Source organism: Paenibacillus sp. BC26 (genome assembly GCF_900116125.1).
Lineage (GTDB): Bacteria > Bacillota > Bacilli > Paenibacillales > Paenibacillaceae > Paenibacillus_Z > Paenibacillus_Z lignilyticus.
In genome coordinates this window covers 1-14254 of record NZ_FPAD01000001.1, presented here as the reverse complement: position 1 = coordinate 14254, position 14254 = coordinate 1, and the positions used below count along the sequence as shown (strand labels likewise).

The 14254-nt window shown below is 53.0% G+C and carries 14 protein-coding genes, 16 tRNA genes and 1 rRNA gene; 4 read left to right on the top strand and 27 right to left on the bottom strand.

The window, feature by feature from the left end:
* Positions 1-53: 53 nt before the first annotated feature.
* Positions 54-869, bottom strand: coding sequence for a YwmB family TATA-box binding protein (locus BM412_RS00160; RefSeq protein ID WP_091212245.1), 816 nt, complete (start codon positions 867-869; stop codon positions 54-56).
* 94 nt (positions 870-963) lie between these two features.
* Here BM412_RS00160 and BM412_RS00155 point away from each other — a divergent pair, with 94 nt between their 5' ends.
* Together BM412_RS00155 and fliD are read left to right on the top strand one after the other, a co-directional pair.
* Positions 964-1374: a hypothetical protein gene (locus BM412_RS00155; protein WP_091212243.1), complete on the top strand. Its 411-nt coding sequence runs from the start codon at positions 964-966 to the stop codon at positions 1372-1374.
* A gap of 145 nt (positions 1375-1519) precedes the next feature.
* Positions 1520-2842, top strand: coding sequence for a flagellar filament capping protein FliD (gene fliD, locus BM412_RS00150; protein ID WP_091212241.1), 1323 nt, complete (start codon positions 1520-1522; stop codon positions 2840-2842).
* A gap of 64 nt (positions 2843-2906) precedes the next feature.
* On the opposite strand, the gene BM412_RS32395 is transcribed toward fliD, so the two are convergent.
* Positions 2907-4355 carry a molybdopterin molybdotransferase MoeA gene (locus BM412_RS32395; protein WP_256256332.1) on the bottom strand — a complete coding sequence of 483 codons (1449 nt, stop codon included), beginning with the start codon at positions 4353-4355 and terminating at the stop codon, positions 2907-2909.
* A 204-nt stretch (positions 4356-4559) separates the two neighbouring features.
* Here BM412_RS32395 and mobB point away from each other — a divergent pair, with 204 nt between their 5' ends.
* The gene (gene mobB / locus BM412_RS00135; RefSeq protein WP_256256043.1) at positions 4560-5075 is read left to right on the top strand and encodes a molybdopterin-guanine dinucleotide biosynthesis protein B; all 516 of its coding nucleotides are present in this window, start codon (positions 4560-4562) and stop codon (positions 5073-5075) included.
* 46 nt (positions 5076-5121) lie between these two features.
* Here mobB and BM412_RS00130 read toward each other — a convergent pair whose 3' ends face one another.
* Together BM412_RS00130 and BM412_RS00125 are read right to left on the bottom strand one after the other, a co-directional pair.
* Positions 5122-5442: an L-rhamnose mutarotase gene (locus BM412_RS00130; protein WP_091212240.1), complete on the bottom strand. Its 321-nt coding sequence runs from the start codon at positions 5440-5442 to the stop codon at positions 5122-5124.
* 14 nt (positions 5443-5456) lie between these two features.
* A complete protein-coding gene (locus BM412_RS00125; protein ID WP_091212239.1) occupies positions 5457-6971 on the bottom strand; it encodes an L-fucose/L-arabinose isomerase family protein in 1515 nt (504 codons plus the stop codon).
* A gap of 162 nt (positions 6972-7133) precedes the next feature.
* On the opposite strand from BM412_RS00125, the gene BM412_RS00120 reads away from it, so the two are divergent.
* Positions 7134-8006, top strand: a complete 873-nt coding sequence (locus BM412_RS00120; RefSeq protein ID WP_091212237.1) for an AraC family transcriptional regulator — start codon at positions 7134-7136, stop codon at positions 8004-8006.
* A 67-nt stretch (positions 8007-8073) separates the two neighbouring features.
* Here BM412_RS00120 and BM412_RS00115 read toward each other — a convergent pair whose 3' ends face one another.
* From BM412_RS00115 to BM412_RS00005, 23 genes are all read right to left on the bottom strand, one after another.
* The gene (locus tag BM412_RS00115; protein ID WP_091212236.1) at positions 8074-8751 is read right to left on the bottom strand and encodes a response regulator; all 678 of its coding nucleotides are present in this window, start codon (positions 8749-8751) and stop codon (positions 8074-8076) included.
* Positions 8708-9862, bottom strand: coding sequence for a sensor histidine kinase (locus tag BM412_RS00110; protein WP_256256042.1), 1155 nt, complete (start codon positions 9860-9862; stop codon positions 8708-8710). The genes BM412_RS00115 and BM412_RS00110 overlap by 44 nt, the downstream gene beginning before the upstream one ends.
* Positions 9863-9985: 123 nt before the next feature.
* Complete coding sequence (locus BM412_RS00105; RefSeq protein WP_091212235.1) at positions 9986-10675, bottom strand: PspA/IM30 family protein; 690 nt, start codon at positions 10673-10675, stop codon at positions 9986-9988.
* Position 10676: 1 nt separating this feature from the next.
* A complete protein-coding gene (locus BM412_RS00100) occupies positions 10677-11147 on the bottom strand; it encodes a PspC domain-containing protein (protein ID WP_091212234.1) in 471 nt (156 codons plus the stop codon).
* Complete coding sequence (locus BM412_RS00095) at positions 11147-11839, bottom strand: PspA/IM30 family protein (protein ID WP_091212233.1); 693 nt, start codon at positions 11837-11839, stop codon at positions 11147-11149. The genes BM412_RS00100 and BM412_RS00095 overlap by 1 nt, the downstream gene beginning before the upstream one ends.
* A gap of 53 nt (positions 11840-11892) precedes the next feature.
* Positions 11893-12186 carry a LiaF transmembrane domain-containing protein gene (locus tag BM412_RS00090; protein WP_091212231.1) on the bottom strand — a complete coding sequence of 98 codons (294 nt, stop codon included), beginning with the start codon at positions 12184-12186 and terminating at the stop codon, positions 11893-11895.
* A gap of 343 nt (positions 12187-12529) precedes the next feature.
* Positions 12530-12611, bottom strand: a tRNA-Leu gene (locus BM412_RS00085).
* A 7-nt stretch (positions 12612-12618) separates the two neighbouring features.
* Positions 12619-12695 (bottom strand) — tRNA-Arg (locus BM412_RS00080).
* Between the two features lie 21 nt (positions 12696-12716).
* A tRNA-Cys gene (locus BM412_RS00075) sits at positions 12717-12790 on the bottom strand.
* An 8-nt stretch (positions 12791-12798) separates the two neighbouring features.
* Positions 12799-12873, bottom strand: a tRNA-Gly gene (locus BM412_RS00070).
* A 6-nt stretch (positions 12874-12879) separates the two neighbouring features.
* Positions 12880-12954, bottom strand: a tRNA-Gln gene (locus BM412_RS00065).
* Between the two features lie 27 nt (positions 12955-12981).
* A tRNA-His gene (locus tag BM412_RS00060) sits at positions 12982-13057 on the bottom strand.
* 16 nt (positions 13058-13073) lie between these two features.
* Positions 13074-13147, bottom strand: a tRNA-Trp gene (locus BM412_RS00055).
* An 8-nt stretch (positions 13148-13155) separates the two neighbouring features.
* Positions 13156-13239: transfer RNA gene (locus tag BM412_RS00050), tRNA-Tyr, on the bottom strand.
* Between the two features lie 4 nt (positions 13240-13243).
* Positions 13244-13319 (bottom strand) — tRNA-Thr (locus tag BM412_RS00045).
* 22 nt (positions 13320-13341) lie between these two features.
* Positions 13342-13417, bottom strand: a tRNA-Phe gene (locus tag BM412_RS00040).
* A gap of 14 nt (positions 13418-13431) precedes the next feature.
* Positions 13432-13508, bottom strand: a tRNA-Asp gene (locus BM412_RS00035).
* A gap of 37 nt (positions 13509-13545) precedes the next feature.
* Positions 13546-13622, bottom strand: a tRNA-Met gene (locus tag BM412_RS00030).
* A 30-nt stretch (positions 13623-13652) separates the two neighbouring features.
* A tRNA-Val gene (locus BM412_RS00025) sits at positions 13653-13728 on the bottom strand.
* Between the two features lie 78 nt (positions 13729-13806).
* A tRNA-Glu gene (locus tag BM412_RS00020) sits at positions 13807-13881 on the bottom strand.
* A 5-nt stretch (positions 13882-13886) separates the two neighbouring features.
* Positions 13887-13977: transfer RNA gene (locus BM412_RS00015), tRNA-Ser, on the bottom strand.
* 7 nt (positions 13978-13984) lie between these two features.
* A tRNA-Asn gene (locus tag BM412_RS00010) sits at positions 13985-14060 on the bottom strand.
* Between the two features lie 108 nt (positions 14061-14168).
* Positions 14169-14254: ribosomal RNA gene (locus BM412_RS00005) — 23S ribosomal RNA — on the bottom strand; the annotation flags it as partial.

Here is a 14254-nt window from a genome sequence, read left to right as displayed (position 1 = left end):
GCCATAGATGCTATTCATGCAAAGATAAAAAAAACGAATCGGTTTCCAAACTTCTAGTTATTCGGCAGCGAATAATCCCCCGTAATTAAAGGCACTCCGACGATTAATTCCCCGCTTTCCCCCGCTGCTGCGGATGATTCGGCCAACTGCAGATTCACTTTCGCGGAGCCGCTGAGTACGCTGCTTTGCAGCGCTTCACTGAAATACGTGATGCTTTCCGTATGACCGTCGTTATACGATTCCATCTCCTTGGCAGCGGCTAAGGCCGCTATTCGCGCTGCACCGCCTTCACGGACCGGTATACCGCGAACCGTAAATCCGGAATGGATATCAAGCTCAAGTCCCTCTGTTGCCCGCTCCACTTTGCCAATCAACTCTGTTATTGCCGTCCTGCTCGTGCCCGGAGCTGCATTCAGCAGCAGGACAAGCTCAAACGGCTTGTCGCCGGCCTGCTCTTCTTGGCTTGGCTTGGTATGAATCCATAGCTTCATATGTCCCGCTTCATTAGATGCAGATGCCATGATATCGACAGGCTCAACCCCATCCATGCTCGCAGACAGCGTGAACCCAAGCGAAGCGGCTATATGTTCGGCTTCCTTCCGATTGGAATCACTGTCCCAGCGGAACGTCAAGTTTGCCTGCTCCATTCCTCCTTTGTATTCACTGCCGCTCCACTTCCACACGGCCTCAAAATCATGCCGAAGCCGCTCTCCCGCAGTAATCGGAGTCTCTTTGTTGTTGGCATAAATGGCACTCCACAGCCCGGCAGCCAGCAGCACGAGCAGGGCGGTCAGAACGCCCCACTTTGGAGTGCGCTTGGGACGTCGCAAGCTTGGGACGATATTGTCCTCTGGACGGGAAACGACCATATCATTTCACTCCTCGTTAGGTAAATAACCATACGCATATGCCTGTAGGTGAATAGACTGTATCCAAGAACCCAGGGGGAGGTATCAAATAAAAGTGGACCAAATTTACCCGCTCCATGAGGATCATATTAAGAACTTTTGCGGCATGGCCGTTTGCGCCGTTACACATGATGGTCAGCGACATTACGGTATTCTTAGCCGGTGTCATGGCGGAAAGCTGATGTTTAATGAACAAGCCGGCGCACTAAAGCATGCAAGCTCGCAAGCCGAGCCGCCTCAGCAGGGCAAAGTGACGAACTCGAAGGTGAAAAGCAAGAAGGGAAGCAAAAAAGCGGTGACGGAGGCTAAGCCGAAGGAAGCCGCGCAAACGCAGGCTTATTACCCGTACGATCCGTATTATGGTGATCCGTACTATGGATATGGGTATGGCTATGGTTACTCGCCATTCGGAGGGGCCTTTGCCCTTGATTTGGCGGCTCTTGCTTTTCTGTTTCTCCTCATATAAAGGTGGCCATCAAAGCCCGAAGCCTGGTGTGGTGTATGCTGCGAGGTAAGGGCTTTTTGTCTGCCGACAAACATCGATGATCGACAAACTGGAAAATTTTATTTAAACTGGTAGTAGGTTTGAGACATGATCGGAGGGCATCGATATGGTTATGCCGTATGCTATACCCGCTGTATTCGGAACCGTACGAAGGACGCAAGAGCCCATCATTCCGGTAGAACGGTATGCGCTGTACCCGAATTTCAACTCATGGCCATTCACACGTCACCAACAGAAAGCCCCCACGGGATCAGGGAATTTACTCAGCTCCGTTGGCAGCTTTGGCTTGCCCAAACAAGCCCAAGAAACTTTGAAGGCTGCCGCAGGAAGCTCGGCTGCGTGGCTGGCTCAAGGAAACAAGCTTAAAGCTGCTGTCGCGGACATGATGATGAAGGATAAGACTGCTTTTGGCAATCGGATTGTCGCCGTATCGGATAACGTGGATAACAGCAAAGCGACGGGACAAGCAGCTTTCTGCGCTGCAATTTCCCGGTACGACATTCAGGTGGATGCTGTGGCACGGGCTCAGAAGAACATAAGCTTTGACTTGACCAAGAATGCTCCCTCCATAATGGGTGCAGGAACACATACATTTACCATCCAAACAGAGAATGAAACGAAAGCATTATCGATTACCATTAGACCCGGAGAAACGAATGACAAGACGCTCGGCAAGCTCCGCGATATCATAAACAGCGCCAAGCTCGGCGTGACCGCTTCCGTTCCGGAGGATCGGACAACCGGTACCGTGAAATTAGAGGTCTCCGCGAATGAAACCGGTAAAAGGTCTTCTTTCGAAATCAAAGATCAACGCGGCGATCTTATTGCAGCCAGCGGAATTGGACGTCCTGCAGTGAATGCTTCAGATGCGAGGTATCAAGTAAATGGTGAATCTTTCATTGATTCGTCGTCGAATGACATTTCCCTGCAACAAGGGAAAGTAACCGTGTCGTTTGCGAAGCTGAATGCACCCGGAGCTTTCACAGTAATGGTGGAGCATGATGTTGATGCGGTAACCAAGCAGCTCAGCGGAATTGTCGATGAAGTCAATACGCTTCAAGCCAACTATGAGGATGCGTCCGGCTACTTGAACCCGATGCTTCGGAATCGGATCGAAGACGCCGTTCAGAGCTCCGGTGCCGGCGTTATCGGCTTATCCCGTGCTTCGGATGGCAGTTATAAGCTGGATAAGGAGAAGCTCGAGACCGCGATGCAGACGCGGCCCGATGAAGTGAGACGGCTTCTAACGGGCAGAAGTGGCCTAACCTCGCGATTGAAAGAAGCGCTTGATCGTTTTACGGGTTTGCCGACTGAGGCCTTGATTAGTTCGAAGGCCGGCGGATTTGAGTCTTTTACGCTGTACGGTGCTTCGTCGAAGTCGTACCTGCAGCTGCCGCTGGGCGGACTGTATGTAAACTCGTTTATGTAATCAATAAAACCCGCCGGTCGTGGAGCCGACTTGATGTCGCGGCTTTGATGATGGCGGGTTTTGTTTATAGCAGGATAATATCGACGATCGTGTCGGCCGGCGTTCCTTCAGGGCTCGCCTTCAGACGAATGAGTCCGTCGGCCTCCGGGATGGAGGCCATCATGCTCGATTTGCCGAACGCCAGCGGGTCGGCGAAGAGCATTCCCTCACGGGAGAAGAGCCGGGTGCGCACGAAACGCTCGTGCGGACTGCCTTTGTCAAAAGGGGACGCCAGCTTCGCCGTCACCTGCTTCGGCAGCGATTCGTTCATGCCCGCTCCTTGCAGACGCTGAATGGCCGGCTTGGCGAATAGTTCGAAACCGACGAAGCACGCTCCGGGATTGCCCGACAGCGCAAGCAGCAGCTTGCCGTCAATGACGGCCGCCGAGGTCGGACTGCCCGGCCGCATGGCCACTTTGTTGAACAGCAGCCGTGAGGCCTGTGGGAGCGCGGGGTCGGGCAGCGGAGCTGTGTCCGCCGGCACGAATGCCGGCGCTTCGCCGGTGGCTGCCGGCGATTGCTGTGCTTGCAGCGGAGCTGTGCCCGCCGGCACGAACGCCGGCGGTTCGCCGGTGGCTGCCGGCGATTGCTGTACTTGCAGCGGAGCTGTGCCCGCCGGCACGAATGCCGGCGCTTCGCCGGTGGCTACCTGCGATGGCGACTCGGCCGCGCCGGCGGTCGGCTCTATGCCGCGAAGCAGGCTCGCGATGACATCATAGTCCCCCACCGACACGCCGCCGGTTGTGATGATGAGGTCACTCTGCGCCAGCGCTTCTGCAATCGCACGAGCCGTCGCTTCCGGCTCGTCTGGCACGCGGGCCAGCACCAGCGCTTCGCCGCCGCATTGTTCCACCAATGCGGCGACCATCGCGCTGTTGCTGTCGCGGATGCAGCCCGGCGCGAGCGCCGCCTCAACCGGCAGCAGCTCTGCGCCGGTAGCCAGCACCGCGACGCGCGGGCGCGCATACACCGGCACGTCGGCGTAGCCAAACGTGCCGAGCAGAGCTACGTGGCCCGGCCGCAGCCGCGTGCCGGGCTCCGCAATGACGCTGCCGCAGCGAAACTCCTCGCCGCGGGGCGCGATGTTCTGCCCGGGCTCGGCGGCGCGTTTCACGTGCACCGCCGGCAGCCCTTCAACCCAGGCGTCCGCCGTCTGCTCCAGCATGACGACGGCATCCGCCCCCGGGGGCACCGGTCCGCCCGTCATAATGCGGACGGCCGTCCCCGGTGCAACAGCCGCCGAGGCGAGCTCGCCCGCGGCAACTGAACTAACAACGCGCAGCGTCGCCGGTGTACTCGGCGACGCCGACGCCGTATCCGCGCTGCGGACGGCGAAGCCGTCCAGTCCGGATCGCGCAAAAGGCGGCCAGTCCGTCGTCGCCGTAATCGCCTCCGCCAGCCGCCGGCCTGCGGCTTGCCGCAGCGGGACAAGCTCCCGCCGCCCCGGCACAGCCGCTTCCAGCACGAGCCGCATTGCTTCCTCCACTTTGACTGCGCGTCTACGATAACGCGCCTCTCCCTGCGGCTGCTTCACGTATGCTTCTCCTCCACTCACTCTATCTCTTGTCCCACCATTGTATCAGAATGAGGCAAACCCGCGATACCGCTTATGTTATACTCAAGGCAACATCCTAACCTCGGCAAGCAACGATTCATTCTGAAACAAGGAGCATCCGCCATGACCATGCATTCCGAACCACTTCGCCGCTCTACTCCATTCGTCCTTCAAATCGTCGGCTACAAAAACAGCGGCAAAACCACCATGGTCACCGTACTCACGAAGCTGTTAAAACAAGCCGGCTATACAGTGGGCACCGCAAAACATGACGCCCACGACTTCACGATGGATACGCCGGGAACAGATACATGGCGGCATCAAGAAGCCGGCGCCGATATCACCGCGATCAGCTCGTCTTCCCGCACTGCCATCATCAGCGCGCGCCCTGAGCCGCTTTCCGCTCTGCTTACACATATGCAGCATGTCGATATCGTGCTTGTCGAAGGCTTTAAGCAGGAGCATTATCCCAAGCTAATTCTTCTTCGCTCACCGGAGGACGAGTCTTTGCTTACACTGACGAATCCCATCATGACAGCCGTCTGGCCGCAGGCCAACCCACGCTCATTCCCCCATGTCCCGCACTATGATATTAACGATATCCCAGCCATCTATAATCATCTACTTACGCTCCTCTAACGCAAAAGCTGCTCCGAAAGTCAACCTGACTCTCGGAGCAGCCGCTTTATTTTGTATCCCCCGAATAATGAAACACCTCTGAAATCTCACGCACACTATTTCCATCCTCATGCTGAATCAGCAAATCCGCCATAAACTGCTGCCACCGAATGTTCGCAGGATGCGTGCTCAGCGTGTGCATCGCCTGCTCGAAATCTTCTACCTCCATATAAGCAAACAGATTACCGCCGTCGATAAAAATACTGTACGTTCGAATACCGACCTCCCCGAAAGCCTGTAACAGCTCAGGATCGACATTGCGATGCCGTTCGATATACGCCTCCCGATTGCGCTCATCAATTTGCAAAATAAAAGAAACCCGCTGCATCGCCGCTCACTCCTTTAATTGTTTTTGCACAACGTCACATGACGAAGCTGGAGCAGCTCCGCTACTTTCTTGAACTGAGCTGCTTGATTGCCGACCGCAATCGCGCAATGATGTGTCGGCGCTTCCGCAAACCATTTCTCCATATAGTCATCGGGATGAAGATCGAATTTCACATGCGTCTGCGTATTGCCGATTTGCATGATTTCCCCATTTGTCGCTTGCCCTTCGCTCGCAATCAGTGCCAGCTTGCCGTCACCGGTCTGTGTCACATTCAGTGTGGTTATGGAACCCCGCTTCACTTTGGCTTCTACGGATACCCCTGTCCCTTTCTTCCCATGATATAGCCCCATCCCGCGCAGGATCGGTTTCTCGCTTGCGATTGCGATATGGAACGGCCCGTCATGTCCGAGCAAAATCGTTTCATCTTCATAATCAACCACAACGATTTCGGAGAAACTCCCGCCGGTTCCAAGAATATCGCATATTTTCATCCCAATCGCTGTCTTCATATCCCCTTCGCCCGAACATGGAATTCCGCGTGCCGTCAAGAGTGAATGGCCGACGATAAAACCAGCCTGCAGCTTCTCGTACTCGTTTCCGTCCTGGCCGTGATAATAGTACGTGAGCGCGTCCAAGTCATAGGCACGCACCAGCTTTTCCTGCGCTACCGCCACCTTCGCCGACCATTCCAGCTGCTCCCGGGTTGGTTTCTTGGCAATGGGGTCCGAAGGGGAATCCCCGCTTATCTCAAACATTTCAACCACTTCTTCAAGCTTTGCTTCAATCTCCTCCGGCGTCACTTCTTTCAGAAATCGATCGAGGTCGCACATCTCCAGTACCTCCACATGCAGCCCAAGCTGAGCTTGGAGCATCGCGAAATCGCTGTACATGTCGAGCATTCCGCTGTACGTATTCCCGAGAAAACCAAACCGTGCATGGCGCAGCGTCCGAACAACGCCTGCCGCCTTAATCCATTCCTCGATCTCGCGCAGCGCCCTAATCGCCTCCGGCCGATCGTGAGTCACCTCATTCGTCAACGAAATAGCCGGTGTATAGTCGAGCCCAAGCAGTCCATTAATGACGCGGAAGCGAATGCCGGCCCGGTTGAAGGCATTCGAGATTTCCGGAACCGGACAAGCCACGCAGTGCGCGAGCCATTCACCTGTCGTCGATTGGGCATAGTTGATTCGCGCCGTCGGCTGCAAATTCAAGACAATCACCGGTTTGCTGCAGAACTGATGAACAGGCAGCACCGTCGAACTCGTGGAATAGGTAGCTACATGGCAGAAAACAAGATCTACGTTCTTCTCATTAAACCATTCCCCTGCCTGCCTCCCCTTGCCTTCCGAGTCGACCAGCCCGAAATTGTAGACTTCTCCATGCTGAGACATCTTTTTCTCCAAATGGCTGCCATACTCCGTAAGCCTCTCTCGAAGACCGGGAAACTGCGGCCAGTAAGCTTCCAGACCGATCGAATATAAGCCGATGCGAGGTTTTCTTGCTGGCTTGATAGGGGTGAGCAAAGACATCGTCGTTTCCTCCCATGCATAAATAATAGATTTATACATTCATTGTAATCCGTATGATATGAACTAACATCGCGCGATATTGCTTCTAAATAACAGAATATTGCTATCTTTCCGGATGCATTGGATAATGAAGAAAATAGACTGCTACGAAGGAAGTGGACTATGCCGCAATATACAGAGCATGCCTCTCACAGCTGGACTCCGGATTCCGTCCGTCTCATTACTTCGCCCAGTGTTGCAGCCCGATCGGCGCTGATGTACGTGCAGGAAGCCGGCTATTTTTGGACGCATCCGCCATACTTCACAGAACGTCAGCATCTGCCTTCCTATCTGCTTCTCTACACCGTCTCCGGAGAGGGGCAGCTCGAGTACGGAGGGCAAACCTACAGCTTACAGCCTCATTCGCTGTTCTTCATCGACTGTATGGCGCATCAGCATTATCGAACGGCCGAGCATAACCATTGGGAGTTCGCTTGGGTTCATTTCTATGGCGGGGCCAGCAAGCATTACTACGAGTTGTATGCGCAGCAAGGCGACCCCCGACTGCAGCTGCTGCAGCAATCCCCCCTTCTCGAGCAAATCCGAGCCCTAATCGATATCCACGAGAACAAAACCGTACATACAGAGCTGCTGGCCTCCAAGCTGTTGACCGAATTAACAACCAAGCTGATCCTTTCCGCTCATGTCAGAGATTCCGATTCCGACACCATGCCGTCCTATATCGCCGATGCCGTACGCGGGATGGAACGTCGCTACTCCGAACGATTGCGGATGGATGACTTGGCGAGGTCACTTGCGGTGAGCAAATACCATTTCACTCGTGAGTTCAAGAAACATATCGGGATGTCGCCGAATGACTACCTGATCTATCTCCGCATCGTAAAAGCCAAAGAGCTTCTCCAATATACCGCTCAATCCATCGCAGCCATTGCGGATGAAATCGGCATCGACAACGTCAGCCATTTCATTAACCTCTTCAAAGCGCGGGAAGGTCTGACACCCTTCGCCTTTCGTAAGAAATGGAGAACGTTATGACACCCTCTTTTTCCGCCAAAAAAAGGCCGTTCCCTGAAATCCAGGAACGACCTTTTATTTCTAAGTACTACTCCGCTAAACCATGCTTATGCGCATAGATAGCCGCTTGTGTACGATCATCCACGCCAAGCTTCGCAAAAATATTCGTGACATGGAACTTCACCGTCTTGATCCCGATGAACAGCTCCTCGGCGATCTCTTGGTTGGATAATCCTTTTGCCACGCATTTCAGCACATCCATCTCCCGGTCCGTCAGCTGGTCATGGAGCGGACGGACGGCCTCAGCCTTCGGCTGACGGAATCGGTTCATCATCTTCGCGGCAACCTGCGATTCCAGCACGGACTGCCCTCTTGACGCAGCACGAATCGCATCGGCAATTTCATTTGCGCGGGATGTTTTGAGCAAATAGCTGAACGCGCCGGCTTCAATAACCGGATACATTTTGCCATCATCTAAGTAACTGGTAAGCACGATTACTTTGCAATCCGGATATAGCTCCAAGAGCTTGCGGGTCGTTTCGACGCCGTCCATGCCTTCCATCACCAAATCCATCAAGACGACATCCGGCCGGTACGCTTGCGCCAGGCGGATTCCTTCCATGCCGTTGCTTGCTTCCCCTACGACCTCAATGCCATCCTCTGTATTCAGTACAGCCGCAAGCCCGATACGAACCATCTCATGATCGTCCACGAGCAATACTTTAATAGGTTGTTCGATGCTGTCCATTCGTTCGATCGCTTCCATTCGGTGATATTCCTCCTCCATCATGCCCAGCCGCAGGCACCCATATGTCTATTAATACGCCATTTCCCGGTGAAGTTATTAATTTTAACGAGCCCCCGAGCACATTGACGCGCTCCTCCATCGTTAATAATCCGTAGGAGGTTTGCTTCTTTTCCTCCAGGTTAAAGCCGGTTCCATCATCCTGCAAGGTCAATCGTACATAAGCTCCGGCGTGCTGCAAATAGATATTGAGATGCTCTGCCTTGGAGTGGCGGAGTGTATTGGAGAGCGCCTCCTGAGCGATGCGGAACAAATGGTCTTCCGCTTCCGTATCCAGCTTGATCGTTGGATCTGCCTCCAGTGTAATCGCCATCGGCACCTTCTGCTTCAGCTCATCGATTAAGCTGTGCAGAGCTTGGCCCAAGTTTTTGCCGTCCAGATGGATCGGCCGCAAATGAAGCAGCAAAGCACGCATTTCCGATTGTGCCACGGATGCCATCTCTTCAATGAGCTGTACCTGACGTTTCGCTCGTTCCCAGTCCTTCTCCATCGTCCGGCTGACCGCCGTAGCGGTCATGGAGATCGCGAAGAGCTGCTGACTAACCGCATCATGGAGTTCGCGCGCAAGCCGCTGCCGCTCCTCAATGACAGCGGAGAACCGTACCTGCTCCGTCCAGACCTCATCCTCTTCCGAGAAGGATTCAGGCGCCTGCGCTTCCCCTTCCTGGTCAGGCAGTGTCACCCGCTGGCGTTTACGGCGCTGCTGTTCCGTGAGCCTCTTCATCGCTTCCCGAAGCTTCACGCTTTGCAAGTAACTATACGCGGCGGCAAGGACGAGCGAGAGGGCAATTACAGTAAGCCCGATCAGCGCTGCTTTGCTTTGCAGTGCAAACAGCTTCACATAACCGGTTCCTTGCAGAACCAATACAATTAAGCCGAGAATAACGAGTATCCACAATACGGTTTCCGCCGCATTTCTTCGTTTCTCCGTTTGCATGGCTGAAGGCGATCCTTCATTCCGATACACCGGAAATCTGTTTTGTGCTGCCGGTGTCGTTGCCGGTGCTGTCATCGACCTCGAAGAACGATCCTTCTCAGCCTCCGATTTCGGCGAAGACGCTTCTTCCTTCACTGCGGTACCCCCTCATCTATGTATAACCGCAGACAAGCCAGTGGTCGATGCCTGAATAGCGCATCGACCATGTATGGCTTGTTTGGAGCTTTGTACGGTTATTGTGAATGCTTTCGTTCCGCTTTACTCGCCGGTAGGCGGGTTTAGCTTATTCTTGAGCGCTTGCAGCTGCTCGTCAATTTGAAGCTGTTTGGCAGGGTCTACAGAACCTGCCGCTGTTGCGGGTGCATTGTAAGTGCCGTATGGAACACGCATGACATCTGCTTCAGCTTCCAATTGCATAATTTTCTCTTCCATCCGGTTGAAGCCGCGCGATGCGTGACCGCTCTCGATGGAATGTACAGCCGATACTTGTGCCATCTGTTTCTTCGCCTTCGCCATTTGGGCACGGGCAGCCAGCTCATTGCGTTTGTTGCGAAGCTGGTAGTATTCATCTTTCATGCTGTGCAGCTGTGTCATGAGATCATCTGCTTGCGTTTTCGCGCTAGCGTGCATCTCTGTGTATTCCGCCGTTTTCTGATCGAAGAAGATTTTCTCTTCCAGCAGCTTGCGAGCCAATTCCTCTTGACCTGCACGAAGTGCAGTCTCTGCTTTCGCTTCGCGGTCTGCACCGCTGCGAACCGCTTCATCCAGGCGCTGCTTCATGCGGCGCTCACTTGCCATTTGTTTAGCTACTGTGAGCTCAGCCGTGTGGATCTCAGCCTCCATATCGCGTAAGTACTGATTAAGCATCACAACCGGATCTTCCATTTTATCAAGCAGCTCATGTAACGATGCCTTCGTCATATCTTTCATTCTTTTGAAAATACTCATGTTAAAACTCTCCCTTCTCATGTTTCGCTAATTTAGCTCGAAGCTCTTCGATTTCTTTGCGCAATGCACGTTTCTCCAAATCTTCCATCATGGCATCTATATTAGAAGCCGACTGCGCCGGCGGCGACTGCCAATTTGCTCCGCCAGAAGCCGGTGGCTGAGGCGGTGTGTTGTACGAGCTCTTATAACCAAATCCATGATCCTGTCCCGGGTATTGGCCGCCTTGCGGTCCGTTATTCCAATTACCGCCGCCGCTATAACCGCCCGGTCCATATCCGCCATAGTGGTACGGATCTTTCGGAACAACCAATCCAGCCAGTATATAGACAAGTATTAATGCACCGCTTGTAAAGACGGTCACCACGATCAGAAGAATCCGAAGCAGCGTCGCATCAACATTCAGCATTTCGGCTAGACCGCCGCATAAGCCAAAGAGCTTCTTGTCGCGGCGCGAACGATACAGTTTCTTCATTACGGCTTCCATCCTTCCTGTTGTAATTTGCGTTTCAATTGCTCCATTTCACGTTCGATGACGTTCTGCAGCGTATGTCCCGCCTCAGCAATGAATTCTTGCCCTGCTTTACGTAGATCACGCAAGCTGCGTGCTTCCAGCTCCATATCGGAAATCCGGTCTTCCAGCTTGCGGAACATCCCGCTAGGCTGTTGTCCTGCCGAACCAAACGTGCTGCTGCCTGAATAACGCTCATTCATGCGCTGCTGTAAACGAAGCGACTCCATGCGTGCGGCAAAATACTCACGCTTCTCATACACCGTTTGATACTCACTGCGCAGCTCGCGCAGCTGTTCTTCCAATTCTCTCGTACTTTGCAGCGATTGATCATAAAGTTCACGGTACTGCATCGCGCGTTCCTCGCTGGACGCTTTCTCCATCAATGCGATGCGAGCCACCTGCTCCTCGCCGGCCTTCAGCGCGATTATCGCTTGCTGTTCCCGCTTTTCTTTCAATTGCTCAGCCTGCAGCCACTGCATTTTCAAATGATTGTTATGACCGGCGCATTGCTGATAGAGCTTCTCTGCTCCGATAATCTCTTCTCTTGTCGACCAGAGAAACTGATCGATCAGCTTTACGGGATCTTCTGCTTTCTCAAGACGCTCATTCAGCGTCGCAACCGTCATATCCCGCACTCTCCGCATGATACTCATCGTCCTTGCCTCCTTCGTCCACTGCTATAAAGTATTCTTTTGTAGTTCAAGCGTTAGATACTGTTTCTACGTTTTTTGAATAAGGAGACGCCCCATACGATAAGTCCTACTGCGAGCAGCAGTGCGAACAACCCTGCTAATTTGCTGATCAGCAGAATAGCTCCGACTACGATCAGAATGCCGCCGATGATTTTGCTGTTATTACGAATACCTACCACGCCAAGACCGATTAAGATGAATGGCATGATTAGACCGATAATCCAGTTTAAATTGATACCTACAAACTTCATGACAATCAATGCGCCAATCACGACTAGAATTGCACCTAATGCAGATTTTCCGTTCATTGTTTGTGTCACCGCCTCTCATTGTTTACATGCTGGTACTTCTCATTACGCCTTGCTTCATTCATTTGTTTCGTTTCTTGCTTATGTTCTTATTCTAGGTTGTTTCGGCGGTTTCCAAAACGGACTCGCGACGGTTTTTGTTACTAGACCTCAGGCGGGGAATGCGCCGACCTTAAGGCTGAACGACAAAATGGCCCATTCTGAAGGATTCAGTACAGACCTAGACTTTAGCTGCTAAACCGTTTGTCTCACACACCGGTCGGCAAGATCATTACCGAATTATATGCGCAAAATAACAAAAAACCTGTAAGATCAAAGATCCTACAGGTTGTCTTATTCAATATGGTGCCGGCGAGAGGACTCGAACCTCCACGGTTTCCCTCACGATTTTGAGTCGCGCGCGTCTGCCATTCCGCCACGCCGGCATATTGATGGCGTGCCCTAAGAGATTCGAACTCCTGACCTTTTGATTCGTAGTCAAACGCTCTATCCAGCTGAGCTAAGGGCACATATTAAACTGTAAAGAATTGTGGAGGCGCCACCCAGACTCGAACTGGGGGTAAAGCTTTTGCAGAGCTCTGCCTTACCACTTGGCTATGGCGCCATAAAAGATGGAGCGGAAGACGGGAATCGAACCCGCGACCCTCGCCTTGGCAAGGCGATGCTCTACCGCTGAGCCACTTCCGCATAAAATGGCTGGGGATCTAGGATTCGAACCTAGGGATGACGGAGTCAAAGTCCGTTGCCTTACCGCTTGGCTAATCCCCAACGCATAAGTGTACATTGTAGTTGTTATGGGGCGACCGATGGGAATTGAACCCACGAATGCCGGATCCACAAACCGGTGCGTTAACCACTTCGCCACGATCGCCATACAACTAATTAATTGGCAGGGGCAGCAGGAATTGAACCCACACCAACGGTTTTGGAGACCGTTGTTCTACCCTTAAACTATGCCCCTAAGATAAATGGTGGAGGATGATGGATTCGAACCACCGAACCGTGAGGAAGAGATTTACAGTCTCCCGCGTTTGGCCACTTCGCTAATCCTCCATAATGGTGCCGGCGATAGGAGTCGAACCCACGACCTACTGATTACAAGTCAGTTGCTCTACCAACTGAGCTACACCGGCATATGGACTTCTAGTTTAAAAATGGTGGCTCGGGACGGAATCGAACCGCCGACACGAGGATTTTCAGTCCTCTGCTCTACCGACTGAGCTACCGAGCCGAACTTTAAAGAAATGGCGGAGCCGACGGGATTCGAACCCGCGGTCTCCTGCGTGACAGGCAGGCATGTTGGGCCACTACACCACGGCTCCGCGTTATTAATGCTCGGTATGTACTACCGAATTGTTTTGGTTGCGGGGGCAGGATTTGAACCTGCGGCCTTCGGGTTATGAGCCCGACGAGCTACCGAGCTGCTCCACCCCGCGTCATTAAAAGGTACTTCTTATGAAGTTAAATGGTGGAGGCTGACGGGATCGAACCGCCGACCCTCTGCTTGTAAGGCAGATGCTCTCCCAGCTGAGCTAAGCCTCCGTGTTAAGCGACAAGTAATACTATAACTCATTTACTTGTGTCAATGCAAGTCTTTTTTTGAAGAATTTTTAAAGAAAATGGTGACCCGTAGGGGACTCGAACCCCTGTTACCTCCGTGAAAGGGAGGTGTCTTAACCACTTGACCAACGGGCCATATCTGGCGGAGAGCGAGAGATTCGAACTCTCGAGACGCGGTTAGCGCCTACACGATTTCCAATCGTGCTCCTTCGACCACTCGGACAGCTCTCCAGATGAATGGCTCCCCGAACAGGACTCGAACCTGTGACAACTCGATTAACAGTCGAGTGCTCTACCAACTGAGCTATCAGGGAACAGTATAATTCAGGAACTTTTGTCACCCTGAAAACTGGATACGAACCTTTGCGAAGGTCTTGTTTTAGCTGATCTTGTCCGAAGTTGAACATCCGAGCGAATGTTCGTAGGATAAGCCCTCGACCGATTAGTATTCGTCAGCTGCATGCATTGCTGCACTTCCACCTCGAACCTATCAACCTGATCGTCTTTC

Coding starts and splice junctions, on each gene's coding strand:
- BM412_RS00095 (WP_091212233.1), bottom strand. CDS start 11,839: ATGAGTATCATGCGGAGAGTGCGGGATATGACGGTTGCGACGCTGAAT.
- BM412_RS00125 (WP_091212239.1), bottom strand. CDS start 6,971: ATGTCTTTGCTCACCCCTATCAAGCCAGCAAGAAAACCTCGCATCGGC.
- BM412_RS00100 (WP_091212234.1), bottom strand. CDS start 11,147: ATGAAGAAACTGTATCGTTCGCGCCGCGACAAGAAGCTCTTTGGCTTA.
- BM412_RS00130 (WP_091212240.1), bottom strand. CDS start 5,442: ATGCAGCGGGTTTCTTTTATTTTGCAAATTGATGAGCGCAATCGGGAG.
- fliD (WP_091212241.1), top strand. CDS start 1,520: ATGGTTATGCCGTATGCTATACCCGCTGTATTCGGAACCGTACGAAGG.
- BM412_RS00105 (WP_091212235.1), bottom strand. CDS start 10,675: ATGAGTATTTTCAAAAGAATGAAAGATATGACGAAGGCATCGTTACAT.
- BM412_RS00160 (WP_091212245.1), bottom strand. CDS start 869: ATGGTCGTTTCCCGTCCAGAGGACAATATCGTCCCAAGCTTGCGACGT.
- BM412_RS00090 (WP_091212231.1), bottom strand. CDS start 12,186: ATGAACGGAAAATCTGCATTAGGTGCAATTCTAGTCGTGATTGGCGCA.
- BM412_RS32395 (WP_256256332.1), bottom strand. CDS start 4,355: ATGCGGCTCGTGCTGGAAGCGGCTGTGCCGGGGCGGCGGGAGCTTGTC.
- BM412_RS00115 (WP_091212236.1), bottom strand. CDS start 8,751: ATGGAAGCGATCGAACGAATGGACAGCATCGAACAACCTATTAAAGTA.
- mobB (WP_256256043.1), top strand. CDS start 4,560: ATGACCATGCATTCCGAACCACTTCGCCGCTCTACTCCATTCGTCCTT.
- BM412_RS00120 (WP_091212237.1), top strand. CDS start 7,134: ATGCCGCAATATACAGAGCATGCCTCTCACAGCTGGACTCCGGATTCC.